The 14,913-nt window shown below is 61.4% G+C and carries 13 protein-coding genes and 1 tRNA gene; 9 read left to right on the top strand and 5 right to left on the bottom strand.

Annotated elements, in window-relative coordinates; all coding sequences use genetic code 11:
* From hutU to BLW55_RS08935, 6 genes are all read left to right on the top strand, one after another.
* A complete protein-coding gene (gene hutU / locus BLW55_RS08960) occupies positions 1-1,674 on the top strand; it encodes a urocanate hydratase (RefSeq protein WP_090329933.1) in 1,674 nt (557 codons plus the stop codon).
* 27 nt (positions 1,675-1,701) lie between these two features.
* Positions 1,702-2,793, top strand: a complete 1,092-nt coding sequence (locus BLW55_RS08955; RefSeq protein WP_090328405.1) for a TRAP transporter substrate-binding protein — start codon at positions 1,702-1,704, stop codon at positions 2,791-2,793.
* A 57-nt stretch (positions 2,794-2,850) separates the two neighbouring features.
* Complete coding sequence (locus BLW55_RS08950) at positions 2,851-3,360, top strand: TRAP transporter small permease subunit (protein WP_090329932.1); 510 nt, start codon at positions 2,851-2,853, stop codon at positions 3,358-3,360.
* Entirely contained in the window at positions 3,357-4,907 is a 1,551-nt protein-coding gene (locus BLW55_RS08945; RefSeq protein WP_025029160.1) for a TRAP transporter large permease, read from the top strand. The genes BLW55_RS08950 and BLW55_RS08945 overlap by 4 nt, the downstream gene beginning before the upstream one ends.
* A gap of 136 nt (positions 4,908-5,043) precedes the next feature.
* On the top strand, positions 5,044-6,039 hold the full coding sequence (gene dgcN, locus BLW55_RS08940) for an N-acetyltransferase DgcN (protein WP_090328403.1): 996 nt from the start codon (positions 5,044-5,046) through the stop codon (positions 6,037-6,039).
* A 133-nt stretch (positions 6,040-6,172) separates the two neighbouring features.
* Positions 6,173-7,825 carry an alpha/beta hydrolase gene (locus BLW55_RS08935; RefSeq protein WP_090328399.1) on the top strand — a complete coding sequence of 551 codons (1,653 nt, stop codon included), beginning with the start codon at positions 6,173-6,175 and terminating at the stop codon, positions 7,823-7,825.
* A 13-nt stretch (positions 7,826-7,838) separates the two neighbouring features.
* Here the strand turns inward: BLW55_RS08935 and BLW55_RS08930 are convergent, their stop codons facing one another.
* Positions 7,839-8,639, bottom strand: a complete 801-nt coding sequence (locus BLW55_RS08930) for an FAD binding domain-containing protein (protein ID WP_090328397.1) — start codon at positions 8,637-8,639, stop codon at positions 7,839-7,841.
* Between the two features lie 16 nt (positions 8,640-8,655).
* Positions 8,656-9,144, bottom strand: coding sequence for a (2Fe-2S)-binding protein (locus tag BLW55_RS08925; protein ID WP_007007052.1), 489 nt, complete (start codon positions 9,142-9,144; stop codon positions 8,656-8,658).
* Positions 9,145-9,803: 659 nt separating this feature from the next.
* Between BLW55_RS08925 and BLW55_RS08915 the strand changes: the two genes are divergently transcribed.
* Positions 9,804-9,879 (top strand) — tRNA-Thr (locus BLW55_RS08915).
* A gap of 82 nt (positions 9,880-9,961) precedes the next feature.
* Here the strand turns inward: BLW55_RS08915 and BLW55_RS08910 are convergent.
* On the bottom strand, positions 9,962-10,666 hold the full coding sequence (locus tag BLW55_RS08910) for an MOSC domain-containing protein (RefSeq protein ID WP_090328394.1): 705 nt from the start codon (positions 10,664-10,666) through the stop codon (positions 9,962-9,964).
* A gap of 231 nt (positions 10,667-10,897) precedes the next feature.
* Here BLW55_RS08910 and BLW55_RS08905 point away from each other — a divergent pair, with 231 nt between their 5' ends.
* Positions 10,898-11,704 (top strand): IclR family transcriptional regulator, encoded by an 807-nt coding sequence (locus BLW55_RS08905; protein WP_090328392.1) that lies wholly within the window; start codon positions 10,898-10,900, stop codon positions 11,702-11,704.
* 39 nt (positions 11,705-11,743) lie between these two features.
* On the opposite strand, the gene BLW55_RS08900 is transcribed toward BLW55_RS08905, so the two are convergent.
* Positions 11,744-12,517, bottom strand: a complete 774-nt coding sequence (locus BLW55_RS08900; protein ID WP_143038427.1) for a MarR family transcriptional regulator — start codon at positions 12,515-12,517, stop codon at positions 11,744-11,746.
* A 179-nt stretch (positions 12,518-12,696) separates the two neighbouring features.
* On the opposite strand from BLW55_RS08900, the gene BLW55_RS08895 reads away from it, so the two are divergent.
* Positions 12,697-13,614 (top strand): SMP-30/gluconolactonase/LRE family protein, encoded by a 918-nt coding sequence (locus BLW55_RS08895; RefSeq protein ID WP_090328386.1) that lies wholly within the window; start codon positions 12,697-12,699, stop codon positions 13,612-13,614.
* Positions 13,615-13,628: 14 nt separating this feature from the next.
* Here the strand turns inward: BLW55_RS08895 and BLW55_RS08890 are convergent, their stop codons facing one another.
* Entirely contained in the window at positions 13,629-14,912 is a 1,284-nt protein-coding gene (locus BLW55_RS08890; RefSeq protein WP_090328384.1) for a TRAP transporter large permease, read from the bottom strand.
* Position 14,913 lies beyond the last annotated feature (1 nt).

The raw sequence follows: 14,913 nt of genomic DNA, 5'->3' as shown, positions 1-14,913 counted from the left end.
ATGACCAATCCGCGTCACAACATTCGCGAGGTGAGGGCGCCGCGCGGGAGCGAGCTCAACGCCAAGGGCTGGATGACCGAAGCGCCGCTCAGGATGCTGATGAACAATCTCGATCCGGACGTTGCGGAAAATCCGAACGAGCTGGTCGTCTATGGCGGCATCGGCCGGGCCGCGCGGACGTGGGACGATTTCGACCGCATTGCCGCGACGCTGAAGACACTTGAGGAAGACGAGACGCTGCTCGTTCAGTCGGGCAAGCCGGTGGGCGTGTTCCGCACCCACAAGGATGCGCCGCGCGTTCTGATCGCCAATTCCAACCTCGTGCCGCACTGGGCCAACTGGGACCACTTCAACGAGCTCGATAAGAAGGGCCTGATGATGTACGGCCAGATGACGGCCGGCTCGTGGATCTATATCGGTTCGCAGGGCATCGTGCAGGGCACGTACGAGACCTTCGTGGAGGCTGGCCGGCAGCATTATGGCGGCGATCTCAAAGGCAAGTGGATCCTGACCGCGGGGCTTGGCGGCATGGGTGGCGCGCAGCCGCTGGCAGCCGTGATGGCGGGCGCGTGCTGTCTCGCCATCGAGTGCGATGAGACACGCATCGATTTCCGCATCCGCACCCGCTATGTGGACGAGAAGGCGACCACACTGGATGAGGCGCTGGAGATGATCGACCGCTGGACCAAGGCCGGCGAGGCGAAATCTGTCGGCCTTGTGGGCAATGCGGCGGAGATCGTGCCGGAACTGGTGCGGCGCGGCGTGAAGCCGGACATGGTGACGGACCAGACTTCTGCGCACGATCCGGTGAATGGCTATCTGCCGAAGGGCTGGACCGTGGCCGAGTGGCGCGAGAAGCGCGAAAGCGATCCGAAGGGGGTGGAGAAAGCGGCGCGCGCCTCGATGCGCGAGCATGTGGAGGCGATGGTCGCCTTCTGGAATGCGGGCATTCCGACGCTCGACTATGGCAACAACATTCGCCAGGTGGCGCTGGAAGAGGGGCTTGAGAACGCCTTTGCCTTCCCCGGTTTCGTGCCGGCCTATATCCGCCCACTGTTCTGCCGCGGTGTGGGGCCTTTCCGCTGGGCGGCGCTTTCGGGCGATCCGGAGGATATTTACCGCACGGACGAGAAGGTGAAGGAGCTTTTGCCCGACAATGAGCATCTGCATCGCTGGCTCGACATGGCGCGCGACCGCATCGCGTTTCAGGGTCTGCCGGCGCGTATCTGCTGGGTCGGTCTCGGCGACAGGCACCGGCTTGGCCTCGCCTTCAACGAGATGGTCGCGAAGGGTGAACTGAAAGCGCCGGTTGTGATCGGACGGGATCATCTGGATTCGGGCTCGGTGGCTTCGCCCAATCGCGAGACGGAGGCCATGAAGGACGGTTCGGATGCGGTTTCCGACTGGCCGCTGCTTAACGCGCTTTTGAACTGCGCTTCGGGGGCGACCTGGGTTTCGCTGCACCATGGCGGCGGCGTGGGCATGGGCTTCTCGCAGCATTCGGGCATGGTAATCTGTGCCGATGGCACGGAAGACGCGGCGCGGCGCCTTGAGCGCGTGCTGTGGAACGATCCGGCGACCGGCGTGATGCGTCACGCCGATGCGGGCTATGACATCGCGCGCGACTGGGCGCAGGAAAAGGGCTTGCGGCTGCCGGGAATTCTTGGAAATTAATAGCTCAACAATTCAGAGGGGTTTTCCATGAAAAGGCGTCAATTTCTGAAAACGGCAGGTGTTGCCGGTGTGGCGACGGGCTTAGCGGCTCCGGCCATCGCACAGGACAAGATCACCTGGAAAATGGTCACGGCCTGGCCGAAGAACCTGCCCGGACCGGGCGTGGCGGCGCAGATGCTGGCCGACCGAATCACGGCTCTGTCCGGTGGCCGGCTGGAAGTGAAGCTCTATGCCGCCGGCGAGCTTGTGCCGGGCAATGGCGTGTTCGACGCGGTGTCGGAGGGCACGGCGGAGCTTTATCACGCGGTTCCCTCCTATTGGGGCTCCAAGTCGCGCGGCATTCTTCTGTTCGGTTCGCAGCCTTTCGGTCTGCGCGCTGACGAGCAGCTGGGCTGGCTCGTGCATGGCGGCGGACAGGCGCTTTACGACGAAATGTATGGCCGTTTCGGGCTGAAGCCGTTCCTTTGCGGCAATTCCGGTCCGCAGTGGCAGGGCTGGTTCCGCAACGAGATCAACTCTGCTGACGACCTGAAGGGGCTGCGGTTCCGCACCACGGGTCTTGCCTCTGAAATGTGCGCGAAGCTCGGCATGGCTGTTCAGGCCATGGGCGGCGGCGACATGTTCCAGGGCCTGCAGTCCGGCACGATCGACGCCGGCGAGTTCATCGGTCCGTGGACGGATTCCGCACTCGGTTTCTATCAGGTTGCCAAGAACTACTACTGGCCGGGTGTCGGCGAGCCGTCTTCGGCGGAAGAATGCGCGGTGAACAAGGCGGCCTATGACGCGCTGCCGGAAGACCTGCAACAGGCCGTCGCCTATGCGTGTGAATCGCTCTACAATCCGGTCTGGACGGAGTATACGACCAAGCACGCGGCGGCGCTGAAACAGCTTGTGGCCGAGCAGGGCGTGCAGGTGAAAAAGCTGCCCGAAGACGTGATCGTCGCCATGGGCAACGCCGCTGGCGAAGTGATCGCGGAGTTGCGCGAAGACGATGACGAGCTGGTTAAGCGCATTGTCGAGAGCTTCCTCGAATATCGTGCGGGCATCGCCGAATACATGGTTTATGCGGATAACGGGCAAATGAATGCCCGCGCGCTGGACTACAAGTACGGCGGCTGACAGAACGACCGGGCCGGGCGCATGCGCCCGGCCTCTTTCATTTTGGGGAATCCCGGCATGCTTGAGCTTGCGGACAAACTCGACCGGATCAACCGGTCCGTGGGGGCGGCGGTGCGCTGGCTGGCGCTCGCCATGGTGCTGGTGCAGTTCGGCACGGTGGTGCTGCGCTATGTCTATGGCATCAGCTTCATCTTCATGAACGAGACCGTGCTTTATCTGCATGCCACATTGTTCATGCTGGCGGGCGGCTATACGCTGCTGGTGGACGGGCATGTGCGCGTGGACATTTTCTATGGGCTGTGCGGCCCGCGCGGAAAAGCGCGCATCGATGTTTTTGGGGCGCTGTGCTTTCTCCTGCCGTCCATGTTCATGATCGCGTGGTTTTCCTGGCCTTCCGTGCGCAATTCCTGGGCGATCATGGAAGGGGCTATCTCCGTTGGCGGCATTCCCGCCTCCTTCCTGCTCAAGTCGCTGATCCCGGCCTTTTGCGGGCTGCTCATCATTCAGGGGCTTGCCTGCATCCTGCGCGATCTTGCGCGCCTTCGTGAAGAAAACGCCGCCGCATGACCCTACCGCTCGATATTCTGATGTTTGCGGCGCTTATCGTCGCAATCCTGATCGGCTATCCCGTCTCCTTCATGCTGGCGGGCACGGCGGCGCTCTTCGCCTTTCTCGGCTGGATGACCGGCCAGTTCGATGTGGGGCTTCTGGGCGCGCTGGGGCAGCGGGTTTTCGGAACGCTGACCAATGATGTGCTGATCGCCATTCCGCTTTTCGTCTTCATGGGCGTGGTGCTGGAAAAAAGCCGCATCGCGGAAGAACTGCTTGAAACCATGGGGCGGCTTTTCGGCGGCTTGCGTGGTGGCCTTGGGGTTTCCGTCGTGCTGGTGGGCGCGCTTCTGGCGGCCTCGACCGGCATTGTGGGCGCGACCGTGGTGGCGATGGGGCTGATCGCGCTGCCGACCATGGTGCGCAACGGCTATGATCCTAAACTTGCTTCCGGTGTCGTGTGTACATCCGGCACGCTCGGACAGATCATCCCACCCTCGACCCTGCTCATCATTCTTTCGGACGTGATGTCGACCGCCTATCAGCAGGCGCAGTATGAACAGGGCAAGTTCACCATCGAGACGATCTCGGTCGGCCAGGTGTTTGCGGCCGCGCTTCTGCCGGGCCTGACGCTGGTGGCGGTCTACATCGCCTATCTGATGACGCGCGCGGCGCTGAAACCGGAAACCGCGCCGGCACTGGTGGAAGCGGGCGACCGGCCGAGTTGGCAGGAGGTGCAACGCGCGGTGCTGCCGCCGGTTCTGCTGATCGTCGCGGTGCTGGGCTCCATTCTCGGAGGCATTGCAACGCCGAGCGAGGCGGCGAGCGTGGGGGCCATTGGTGCATTGCTTCTCGCCGGCGTTCGCAGCGAAGGAAACGGGCGTCTGATCGTTCTGGGAGCGGCGGCGCTGGGCGCCGTCGCGGTTCTGGCCGGCCTTTTCCCGGTGCGGCTACAGCGCAGCGATGCCGGGCTCTTCGAATGGCTGATTGCCGCCTTGACGACCGGGCTTCTGGCGCTTGGCGTTGTCGCCATCTTCATTTCCATCGGCAAGGCGCGTCATCGCGGCATACTGACGCCGATCGTCACCAATACCATGACCGTGACGGCGATGATCTTCGCCACCATTTTGACAGCTAGCGTTTTCTCGCTCGTGTTTCGCGGGCTGGGCGGCGATGCGCGGGTGGAGGAGATTCTTCATTCGATGCCGGGTGGCCCGCAGGGCGCGCTGATATTCGTGATGGCTATGATCTTCGTTCTGGGTTTTTTCCTCGATTTCGTGGAAATCTCAGTGATCGTGCTTCCGCTGGTCGCGCCCATTCTAATCCTGATGGGACACGATCCGCTCTGGCTCTCGATCCTGATCGCGATCAACCTGCAGACATCGTTCCTGACGCCGCCTTTCGGGTTCTCGCTGTTCTACCTGCGGGCGGCAGCGCCAAAGGAAATAACGACGGGACAGATTTATCGGGGCGTCATTCCATTCATCATTCTGCAGATCGTCGGGATGGGCGTGATCTGGCTGCTTCCGTCGATTTCCACATGGCTACCGGGAACCATTTTTTAGGATCTGGTCGGCGAACGCTGGCTCAGCCACCGCCCAAGTGTTGATCCAGAACACCCTGTCTGGACCACCGCAGCTTGACAAGGGGTGCCTGGATCATTGATGAGCCGGTAAAACAATTCTAAGGGAGCGCCCGCTCATGCTTAAGACGCCCTATCTCCTGTTTCTTGGTGATGCCCCTGACGCCCTGACTGCAAAGGTTGCCCAAGGGATCAAGGACTGGCGACCGGAGTTCTGTGTGGGCCAGCTGCGCCTTGATGGCTGCAAGGCTGATCTCGGCCTCAAGGACATGACCATCGCCGAGGCGAAGGAAGCTGGCGCACAAACCCTCGTCGTGGGCGCTGCGAACCGTGGCGGCGTGATCGCGCAAAGCTGGGTGGCGACGCTTGTGGAAGCAGCCGAGGCCGGCATGGATATCGCCTCCGGTCTGCACAACCGCCTGACCGCTCAGCCTGCCCTGGTGGCAGCCGCAGAAAATGCGGGCACGCAGCTTTTCGATGTTCGTGTACCCCAGGAAGAATACCCCATCGCCGATGGCAAAAGGCGGACCGGCAAACGCTGTCTGGCGGTCGGAACAGACTGCTCCGTCGGCAAGATGTACACCGCGCTTGCCATGGAACGGGAAATGCGCGAGCGCGGCATGAAGGCCACGTTCCGCGCGACCGGCCAGACGGGTATTCTCATCACCGGCTCGGGCGTTCCGCTCGATGCCGTCGTGGCCGATTTCATGGCTGGTTCCATTGAGCACATCACCCCCGACAACGATGCAGACCACTGGGATCTGATCGAGGGGCAGGGCAGCCTTTTCCATCCATCCTTCTCCGGTGTCACGATGGCGCTGATCCACGGCGGGCAGGCCGATGCGCTGGTGCTTTGCCATGAGCCGACCCGGACGCATATGCGGGGCCTGCCGCACTATCAGCTGCCCACGCTGGAGGCGCTGCGCGACCTGGCGCTGGAGACGGCCCGTGTGGTCAATCCGGACGTCAGGGTGGTTGGTGTCTCCGTAAATACCGCGGCGCTCAACGATGCGGAGGCGAAAGCCTGCCTCGAAGAGATCGAGGCCCGTATGGGCCTGCCGACGGCCGATCCGTTCCGCCAGGGTGCTGGCCGTCTCGTCGACGCGCTGGATTGATGCGGAAGCGGCATTTTCCGGTTCGTGGACAATGCCGCAAGCAGACTTCAACAACCTTGCCCTTCTCAAGCTGACATACCACTCTGCCCGGTGACAATGGCACGGGGCAGATGGCAGCGAGGGCGAGGTTGATATGACCGAGACAGCGACAAGGGACGAGGCACGCCTCTGGCAGACGTTTTCCGTGGTCGGTCTGTGCCTGGGAACACTGTTCTTCGCCGCCTCGCTGACACCGTCGCTCTTGCCGCGCGCTTTTTTCGTTCAGGGCGTGCTCTCGGGCGTCTCGCTTGCCGTTGGCTATGGGCTCGGCGTGCTGCTTGTGTGGCTGTGGCGCTACCTGGAATTGCCGGAGCCTCCGCACGGGCCGCGATATTACGGCAAGCTCGGCATGGCGGCCGCATGTGCGGCCGTGGCAATCTTTTTCCTCTGGAAGGCAGCCGAATGGCAGAACTCCATCCGCGCGCTGATGGAGCTAGAGCCGGTGGATACGGCCCATCCCAGCAAGGTTGGCGGTATTGCACTCATTCTGTTTCTTCTGCTCGTTGCACTCGGGCGGGGCCTGAAACGCCTCTACGTGCTGGTTTCCGACCGGCTCAAGAACTTCGTGCCGCGTCGGGTCGCTTACGTGCTTGGCGTTGTGCTGGTGGGGCTGATCGTGGCCTCGCTGGTGGATCGTGTTCTGCTGCGCTTTGCACTGCGGGTTGCAGATTCAGCCTATGCGGAACTGGATGCGCTGTTTGAAGACGGTATCGAACGGCCGAGCGGTGCCCTGAAAACTGGAAGCGCCGGGTCGCTCATTTCGTGGGAGACACTTGGGCGCACGGGGCGCAGTTTCGTCTCGGAAGGACCGGGCAGCGAGGAGATCGCGGCGTTTACCGGGCGTGCGGCGAAGGAGCCCATGCGGGTCTATGTGGGGCTGCGATCCGCCGACACCGCCGACGCGCGGGCCAGACTGGCACTTGAGGAACTCAAGCGTATCGGTGCGTTTGACAGGAGGGTGATGGTCGTTGTGGCCCCCACCGGAACGGGGTGGGTGGATCCGGAGGCCAGCGTGACGCTGGAATATCTGCATGGCGGCGACACGGTGATGGTCGCGCAGCAATACTCCTATCTGACCAGCTGGTTGTCATTGCTGATCGAGCCGAGCTATGGCGCGGAGGCAGCGCATGAGCTCTTCCGCGAGGTCTACGGCCACTGGACAACGCTGCCGGTGGAGGCGCGGCCGGAACTCTATCTCTATGGGCTCAGTCTCGGGACGCTCAGCTCAGAGCAGTCGACCGATCTTCTGAACATTCTGGGCGATCCGTTCCAGGGTGCGCTTTGGGCTGGCCCTCCCTTCAACAGCCGGCTCTGGAGCCGGTTTACAGCTGAGCGTAATCCCGGAACGCCAGCCTGGCTACCGCGCTATGGCGACGGCTCGGTGGTGCGCTTTACCAGCCAGAGGAATGCACTCGACATTTCGGGTGCCCAGTGGGGGCCGCTACGGATCGTCTATCTGCAGTATGCCAGCGATCCGGTGGTGTTTTTCGATCCGCTTGCTTGGTACCGGCGACCGGCATGGCTGGTGGGTGAACGCGGGCCGGATGTCTCGCCGGAACTGCGCTGGTATCCGATCGTGACCTTCCTGCAACTGGCGCTCGACATGGCGCTGGCGACGACCGCACCGCTCGGATACGGCCACCTCTATGCGCCGGAACACTACATCGATGCCTGGATGGCCGTTACCGACCCGGACGGGTGGTCCGATGCGGAGGTCGAGCGGCTCAAGCAGGCGCTTGCGAAGTAGCTGGCAAACGACTTCAGCCGATTGCCATGGTGACGGCGCGCCTGGCCATGGCGACGATGAGGCTCGCACGGTAGTCGGCGTTTGCGTGGATATCCGTCATCAGACTATCGGCGGGCACGGTGATGCCGTCGAGCGCCGCCGCACTGAAATCCGCGCTCAGGGCGCTTTCGAGTTCGGAGCACAGAAACACACCATCATCGCCAGCGCCGGTGACGGCGGCGCGAACGGTTTCGCCATCCTGCACGACGAAGACGCCGGTCATGGCGTAGCGCGAGGCGGGGTTGGGAAACTTGCCGTACCCAGCCTTCTCCGGCGCTTCAAAGCGAATGGCGGTGATCAGCTCGTCCTCGTCCAGCGCCGTTTCGAACAGGCCGGTGAAGAAATCCCGGGCAGCGATCTCGCGTTTGCTGGTGACGATGGTTGCAGCCAGAGCCAGCATCGCCGCAGGATAGTCGGCTGCCGGATCATTGTTTGCGAGCGAACCGCCAATCGTGCCCATATGGCGGACCTGCGGATCGCCGATCAAGGCGGCGAGATGCGAGAGAGCGGGGCATACGCTTCCGATCTCGCTGTTTGCCGCGACCTTCGCGTGGGTGGTGCCGGCACCGATGGTGACTGTTTTGCCGGCAACAGAGATTGTCTGCAATTCGGCGATATGGCGCAGATCCACGAGGTCGGACGGAGCGGCAAGCCGGGTCTTCATGGCGGGAATCAGCGTTTGCCCGCCGGCCAGGAACTTTCCGTCGTCTGCTGATTCGAGCAGGTCGAGTGCTTCCTGTACAGAACCGGCGCGATGATAAGTGACGTCATACATGATCGATCTCTCCGGCTCAGGCGGCTCTGCTGGAGGCGGTGTTTACCGCTTCGGATGCAGCCATGATCGCCTTGACGATGTTGTGATAGCCGGTGCAGCGGCAGATATTGCCTTCAAGTTCCTCGCGCACGGTTTTTTCGTCGAGCCCTTCCGGGTGACGTCGAATCATGTCTGTCGCAGCCATGATCATGCCGGGTGTGCAGAAGCCGCACTGGAGGCCGTGGTGCTCCCTGAAGGCGGCCTGGACGGGGTGCAGTTCACCGCCATCGGACAGCCCCTCAATGGTGGTGATCGATGCGCCATCGGCCTGCACGGCGAGCATCGAACAGGATTTAACCGACTGACCGTCCATATGGATCGTGCAGGCACCGCATTGCGACGTCTCGCATCCCACATGGGTCCCGGTCAGCCCCAGACTGTCGCGCAGAAACTGCACGAGCAGGGTCCTGCCTTCGACGGTGCCCGAAACCGTCTTTCCGTTCACCGTCATCGTCACGTCTGTCATGGGATACCTGCCTACTGGAATTTTCGGTGGCTAGGGTCCTGACCCTAGATGCGCTGGTCGGCTGCCAACTTAGCGTATGCAGCCATTGTGTCCATGCCCTGTGACAATTCAAGCGCGATGAAGCCGGCAGCTTATTGCGCGCAGGGTCTGCGGGTGATTTGGCCACCCCTTCCCGACGAGAATGGCATAGGCTTCAGAGTAGGCCCTCCATGGCGAATTGGCCTGAATCTCAAAGCTTGTATTGAGCGCGCGGCAGTGAAAGATCATTTCTGACGCCGTGCTTGCCGGGACGCCTGTTGAAATGAATGCGGCGAGAATGATTGCTGATTTATACATGCCTTTTCCTCCTTCAATTATTTTGAATGATAGATTATTTGTGTTCAATAATTTTCTATTTATAGATGAAATGTTATCCCGGCGCCGGGCTCTCCTTCTGAGCCGGACAAGACGTGAATTTCGCGCGGAATGCTTGATCTCACAGGCAAATGAGGCTATCAGGCAGCCGCTCGCCGAGCGCCCTGGGGCTGAGGATCGGTATTCCGGTACGATTGGCAGTGTTGCTCGACAATTTGGTTGCGAAAGCCTGCCGGGGCGGGTATGTGCACGGTGAAGTGCTTCGCGGCCCTGTCGAAAACGGGTCCGGCGGAGCGCGAAAAAGGGCCGCTTTAGCTCAGTTGGTAGAGCATCGCATTCGTAATGCGGAGGTCGTCAGTTCGAGTCTGACAAGCGGCACCATTCATTTTTCCCGAACCGGCTACCCAGTATAACTGAAGACGCATTGTGCGCGTGTGCCCGCAGAGCAGAGTGGCGGGGTTTCTCAATCCTGTTTCTCGCCTTCCAGGCGGCGGCTCCAGTCTTCGACCCTGCCGGAGGCGAGGCGTCTTTGTGCGTAGCGCCGCCATCCATCCGGCAGTTTCGGAAGTGCGGCCATTTCTTCCAGTTCCCCGCGGTCGAGGGTTTTGACATAGAGGATCTGCCACAGGCGCTTCAGTGGCCATTCCGGCAAAGGCCGCTCGATGCGCTCAAGCTTGTCATCGGATGACACCATACCTTCCTGGAGGACACGGTAATACCAGCCGGTGCGGCCGGTTTTCTGGACCTGGTAGGCCATCGTGCCGACGTCGAAGCGGCTGTTGAGCTTCCAGCAGGGCTGGCGGCCCTGCGATACTTCGACGACGGCTTCGCCCAGCCGGAAGATGTCGCCAAGGGCGACGGTTTCCTCGTTCAGCCCGTGGGTGGACAAGTTTTCACCGAAGGCTCCCGGAGATGCCAGCAAAGGATGGTCGCCGATTTCACGCTTCCAGTCGGCGTAGTGGTCGCGCGGGTAGTGATGGACAGCCTTTTCCGGGCCGCCGTGGACCCTGGTATCGGCCTGATGGTCGCCGGCGAAGCCGTTTGCGCCCAGCCATAGCGGACCATCTACGGAACTCTTGGCGATGCCACTGGGGACGTTTCGCTCTCCCAGGGGCGCGATGTTGCCGGTCAGAATTGCCTCAAGAGGAAACTTCTCGATCTTGGTCACGGATGCCCCCTTGTGAGACCTTTTCGCTCGAATGTCAGCATCTCATACGGTGTTGCAGCGCGGGGTTGAAGGTCCAGTTTGCGGAACCGGGTGGTCCGCCGTTGTGGACAAGTTCATCGCACCCCGAATCCTGCCGGAAACTACGTAGATCGGTTGGGCGTTGCCGTTCGAGCAGGGTTTTTGCTACTCTTCATCCCCGTTTTTCGACGGGTGTGATGAAGGGCGGGAATTGTGGTTGTAAAGGCATTGCGCGCAGAAGATCGAAAAGCGGCTTCCGTTTCCCAGGCGCTGTCGAGGGGGCTGCATCTTCTTTCCGTGTTTGCCGACGCTCCTGTCTGGCTTAGCAATTCAGACATTGCCGGCCGCACCGATCTGCCCGCGGCGACCGTTGCGCGGCTGACGAAATCGCTGACCCAGATGGGGTTTCTGCACTATAGCGGCAGTCGCCGGCGCTTCCGGCTGGCGCCCGGGGTTGTTCGGCTTGGCTATGGTGCCAGAAGCGAGACGCAGGTGATTGAGGTCATACGCCCTCATCTTCAGAGGATCGCTGACCGTTTTGGTGTGCACGCGGCGCTTGCCGTTCTGGATGGCGTCGAGGCTCTGCATCTGGAAGTCTGCCATAGCAGTACCACGCTCGTGACCCTTCGGCTTGAGGCAGGTTCGAGAGTTCCTCTGGCCGGCACTCCGATCGGACATGCCCTGCTGGCTGCTCTGGAACCCGCCCGGCGCGAAAGCTGCCTGGTGGACCTGGAGTGTCACCATGCAGCAGAGTGGAATGTGCTTTCGCCGCAGATCGAGCACGGGCTGGTCGAGATTGCAGGCAGTGGATTTACGCTGTCCCTCGGGGGCTGGCATCCTGACGTTCACGGTGTAGCCGTGCCGTTCAAGCCATCCGATCAAGCCGCTGCAATGTCACTTGGCTGCGGTGTCCCAAAAGGGCAGCTGCCCCTGCCGCGTCTGAAGGAACTCGGTGGTGAACTCGTGAAGCTTTCCGCGCTCGTTACTTCAAGCCGCGAAAACTCGCTGCCGGTGCAGTGACGCCACGGAGGCACTGATGCCGCCCGGCTTGGTGGTCGGTCAGGAGTCTTCCAGATATCGCACACCCATTGCCGCGCATTTGCGCTGAATGAGTTCCACGGCTGCAAGCAGATCCTTCATTGGACCTGCCGGATCACGCGCAGCCCGGGTGTTGGCGGGAAGAACAAGTTCCAGTGCCAGAACGGCATTGTTGAGGTGCAGTGGAGCGGCCAGCAGGAGCAGATTCTTGTCTGGAAGCAGCAATCGAAAGCAGCCCGACGCCCGAAAGAAGCAGAAGCTTTCGTGAAGCGCCTCGGTCTCGACGGGACATGGGGATAGTTCGGATACGGATCTGTCCATGCTGGTCTGGCTGGTGAACAGAAGGGCGTGACCCGCCGCGGTTTGCGCGAGCGGATAGGCCGAGCCAACGTGACAGCAGGGGGAGCTTTCGCGATTCAACCCGTTGCAGACGACGAGAAATAGAGCTTCGCCGGCATCGTCCACAGCAAGGGTCGATGTGGCGTTGTGCCGGTCCGCCAGCGCCTGAAGAACAGAACGCGCAATTCCGGCGACAGGGGTTTCACTTAAGAATTTCTTTGAGAGCGCGCCGGCCGTGCGGCCCGGCTGGTAGCGCTCCGCAAATCTGGATGGCTCGACGAAACCATGGAGCTCCAGGGTTTTCAAAAGCCTGGTGGTGGTGTCGTGTCTCAACGAAAACCGTAAAGCCAGTTCATCGGAGGTCATCGGCCCTTCGTCTGACAGGAGCTGGACCAACCCGAGACCGTTTCTTAGAGCGACTGTGCTGCTGTTTCCTTCGTCTGTCTGCTTTTTCACCGTATGTTTTGCCTTGATGGACAGGCCCCCAACTGAATTTTTATGCTTATCGCGCCCGGCATATCAATATGCAGGCACCGGTTCGCGCCGTGAAACGTGCCCTGATCGCAAAAATGTGATCGAATGATCAGTCATCACCTCATCGGAATGCTTCTTGAACCCCGGCGTCAAAGGGGGCTATGGCAGCCATTGTCAGAGACTATGAGGGAGGGAAGCCGGTGGCACGGGAAGTCTGGACACGCCTGGAGGGGGAACGCTGTGTACTCGGTGAGGGGCCGACTTACGATAGACATAGCGACACGGTCTGGTGGTTTGACATTCTGGAAAAGGCTCTGTTCGAGCACTGCTTCGCTGATGGCGTGACGCGCCGGCACATATTGCCGGAGCTCTCCTCCGCGCTTGCCCGTGTCGATGACAACCGGCAATTGCTCGTGACGGAGAGCGGCCTTTATCTGCGCAATGTCGCGGATGGCAGCCTGAGCCTTCACCGCCCGCTGGAAGCGGACAATCTGCAGACCCGTTCCAACGATTCCCGTGTGCATCCCAGCGGGGCATTCTGGATCGGCACGATGGGCAAGAATGCTGAAGAAGGCGCGGGATCGATCTATTGGTATCGCAGGGGCGAGGTGAGGCGGCTCTATTCCGGTATCACCGTTACCAATGCGATCTGTTTTTCGCCCGATGGCAGCGTGGGATATTTCACGGACACGCCGACACTTCAGATCATGCAGGTTTCACTCGACCCACAGACGGGGCTGCCGGTTGGTGAGCCGTCACCATTTGCCGCGCCATCGCGCGACGGAGAGCCCGACGGTGCTGTGATCGATGCCGAAGGCAATCTCTGGGTGGCGCGATGGGGCGGCAATGGCGTGGAGGTCTATTCGCCGGGTGGCTTGCTGCTTCGCAAGATTGACCTGCCGGCGGCACTCACCACCTGTCCGGCCTTTGTCGGGCCGCAGGCGGACAAGCTCCTGGTGACATCGGCATCTATTGGCGTGGACCCGGACAGTTCGGATGCTGCCTCTGCAGGCGGGGTGTTCATGAGCGATCTCGGGGCGCCGGCGGGCAAGCTCGAGCCCGACGTTTTGATCGACTGATCCTCTCTCCGGATTCAGTAACCGCTGAGGCGCGGCAGCCAGGTGGATAGCGCCGGGATAAAGGTCAGGGCGAGCAGGACAACCAGATGCACGACCAGGAAGGGCGGCATCTCCCGGATCATCTCGCTGACGCGTATCTTGACCGCTGAAGACACGACAAAAAGCAATGCACCCACCGGCGGGGTGAGAAGGCCGAGTGTGAGGTTGACGATCACGACGATGGCGAAATGGATCGGGTCGATGCCCAGCGAGTAGGCTATGGGGCCAAGGATCGGCACAAGGATCATGACACCGGGCAGCGGATCCATGAACAGGCCGAAGGCGAGCAGGAGCAGGTTGACCGCGAGCAGGAACAGAACCGGGCTCAGTTCCCAGGCGACAATCGATGAAGCAATGGCCTGGGGGATGCCCTCGATAATGATGATCCAGGCGAACGCGCGCGCGGCAGCGAGGATCAGCAGAATGGCGACGGTGACCAGCGCTGAACGAAAGAGAATGTCCGGCAGGTCGCGGAGCCGCAACGAGCGGTAGATGAACATGCCGCACAGGAGCGCATAGAAAACCGCCACCACCGAGGCTTCGGTCGGCGTGAACAGCCCGCTGCGGATGCCCCCGATGATGAGCACGATGAGGAAGATAGCGGGCAGCGCCTGAAAGCTGGTGCGCATCATCTCGCGCAGGGACGGGCGCGGCGAACTGCTTCTGAAGCCACGCCTGCGGCAGACATACCAGTTGGTCGCGGCCATGGAGAGCGAGATCAGGATGCCGGGAATGATGCCGGCCATGAACAGGGCGATCACGGAGACATTTTCATCCTGCATTGCGTAAAGGATCATGATGATCGATGGCGGGATGATGGGCCCGACGACCGACGCGGAGGCGGTCAGCGCGCTGGCATAGGATTTGTCGTATCCATCCTTCTCCATCATGCGGATCATCATGGCGCCGGGTCCGGCGGCGTCGGCGAGGGCAGAACCCGAGATGCCGGCGAACATGGTGGACGAGACCACATTGGCGTAGCCCAGCCCGCCGCGGAAATGACCCACGAACTGTGATGCAAAGCGCAGGAGAATCTGCGTCATGGCACCGCTCGACATCAGCTCGGCTGCCAGGATGAAGAACGGCACCGCCATGAGCGGGAAACTGTCGAGCCCTGAAAACATCTCCTTGACGATGACGATCTGCGGATAGGTGCTGCCCAGGCTGATTGCCGCCCAGACGGCAAGCGCCAGCGAGAATGCCACCGGCATGCCGATGATCAGAAGGGCGAAGAAGGAAGCAAAGAGGATCAGCGCCACG

It is taken from the genome of Nitratireductor aquibiodomus (assembly GCF_900105565.1).
Lineage (GTDB): Bacteria > Pseudomonadota > Alphaproteobacteria > Rhizobiales > Rhizobiaceae > Nitratireductor > Nitratireductor aquibiodomus.
This window is presented reverse-complemented; position numbering and strand designations above follow the sequence as displayed.

Excerpts from the sequence above, each read along its gene's own strand:
- BLW55_RS08955 (WP_090328405.1), top strand. The coding sequence starts at position 1,702 with ATGAAAAGGCGTCAATTTCTGAAAACGGCAGGTGTTGCCGGTGTGGCG.
- BLW55_RS08930 (WP_090328397.1), bottom strand. The coding sequence starts at position 8,639 with ATGTATGACGTCACTTATCATCGCGCCGGTTCTGTACAGGAAGCACTC.
- BLW55_RS08935 (WP_090328399.1), top strand. The coding sequence starts at position 6,173 with ATGACCGAGACAGCGACAAGGGACGAGGCACGCCTCTGGCAGACGTTT.
- BLW55_RS08945 (WP_025029160.1), top strand. The coding sequence starts at position 3,357 with ATGACCCTACCGCTCGATATTCTGATGTTTGCGGCGCTTATCGTCGCA.
- dgcN (WP_090328403.1), top strand. The coding sequence starts at position 5,044 with ATGCTTAAGACGCCCTATCTCCTGTTTCTTGGTGATGCCCCTGACGCC.
- BLW55_RS08950 (WP_090329932.1), top strand. The coding sequence starts at position 2,851 with ATGCTTGAGCTTGCGGACAAACTCGACCGGATCAACCGGTCCGTGGGG.
- hutU (WP_090329933.1), top strand. The coding sequence starts at position 1 with ATGACCAATCCGCGTCACAACATTCGCGAGGTGAGGGCGCCGCGCGGG.
- BLW55_RS08895 (WP_090328386.1), top strand. The coding sequence starts at position 12,697 with ATGGCAGCCATTGTCAGAGACTATGAGGGAGGGAAGCCGGTGGCACGG.
- BLW55_RS08925 (WP_007007052.1), bottom strand. The coding sequence starts at position 9,144 with ATGACAGACGTGACGATGACGGTGAACGGAAAGACGGTTTCGGGCACC.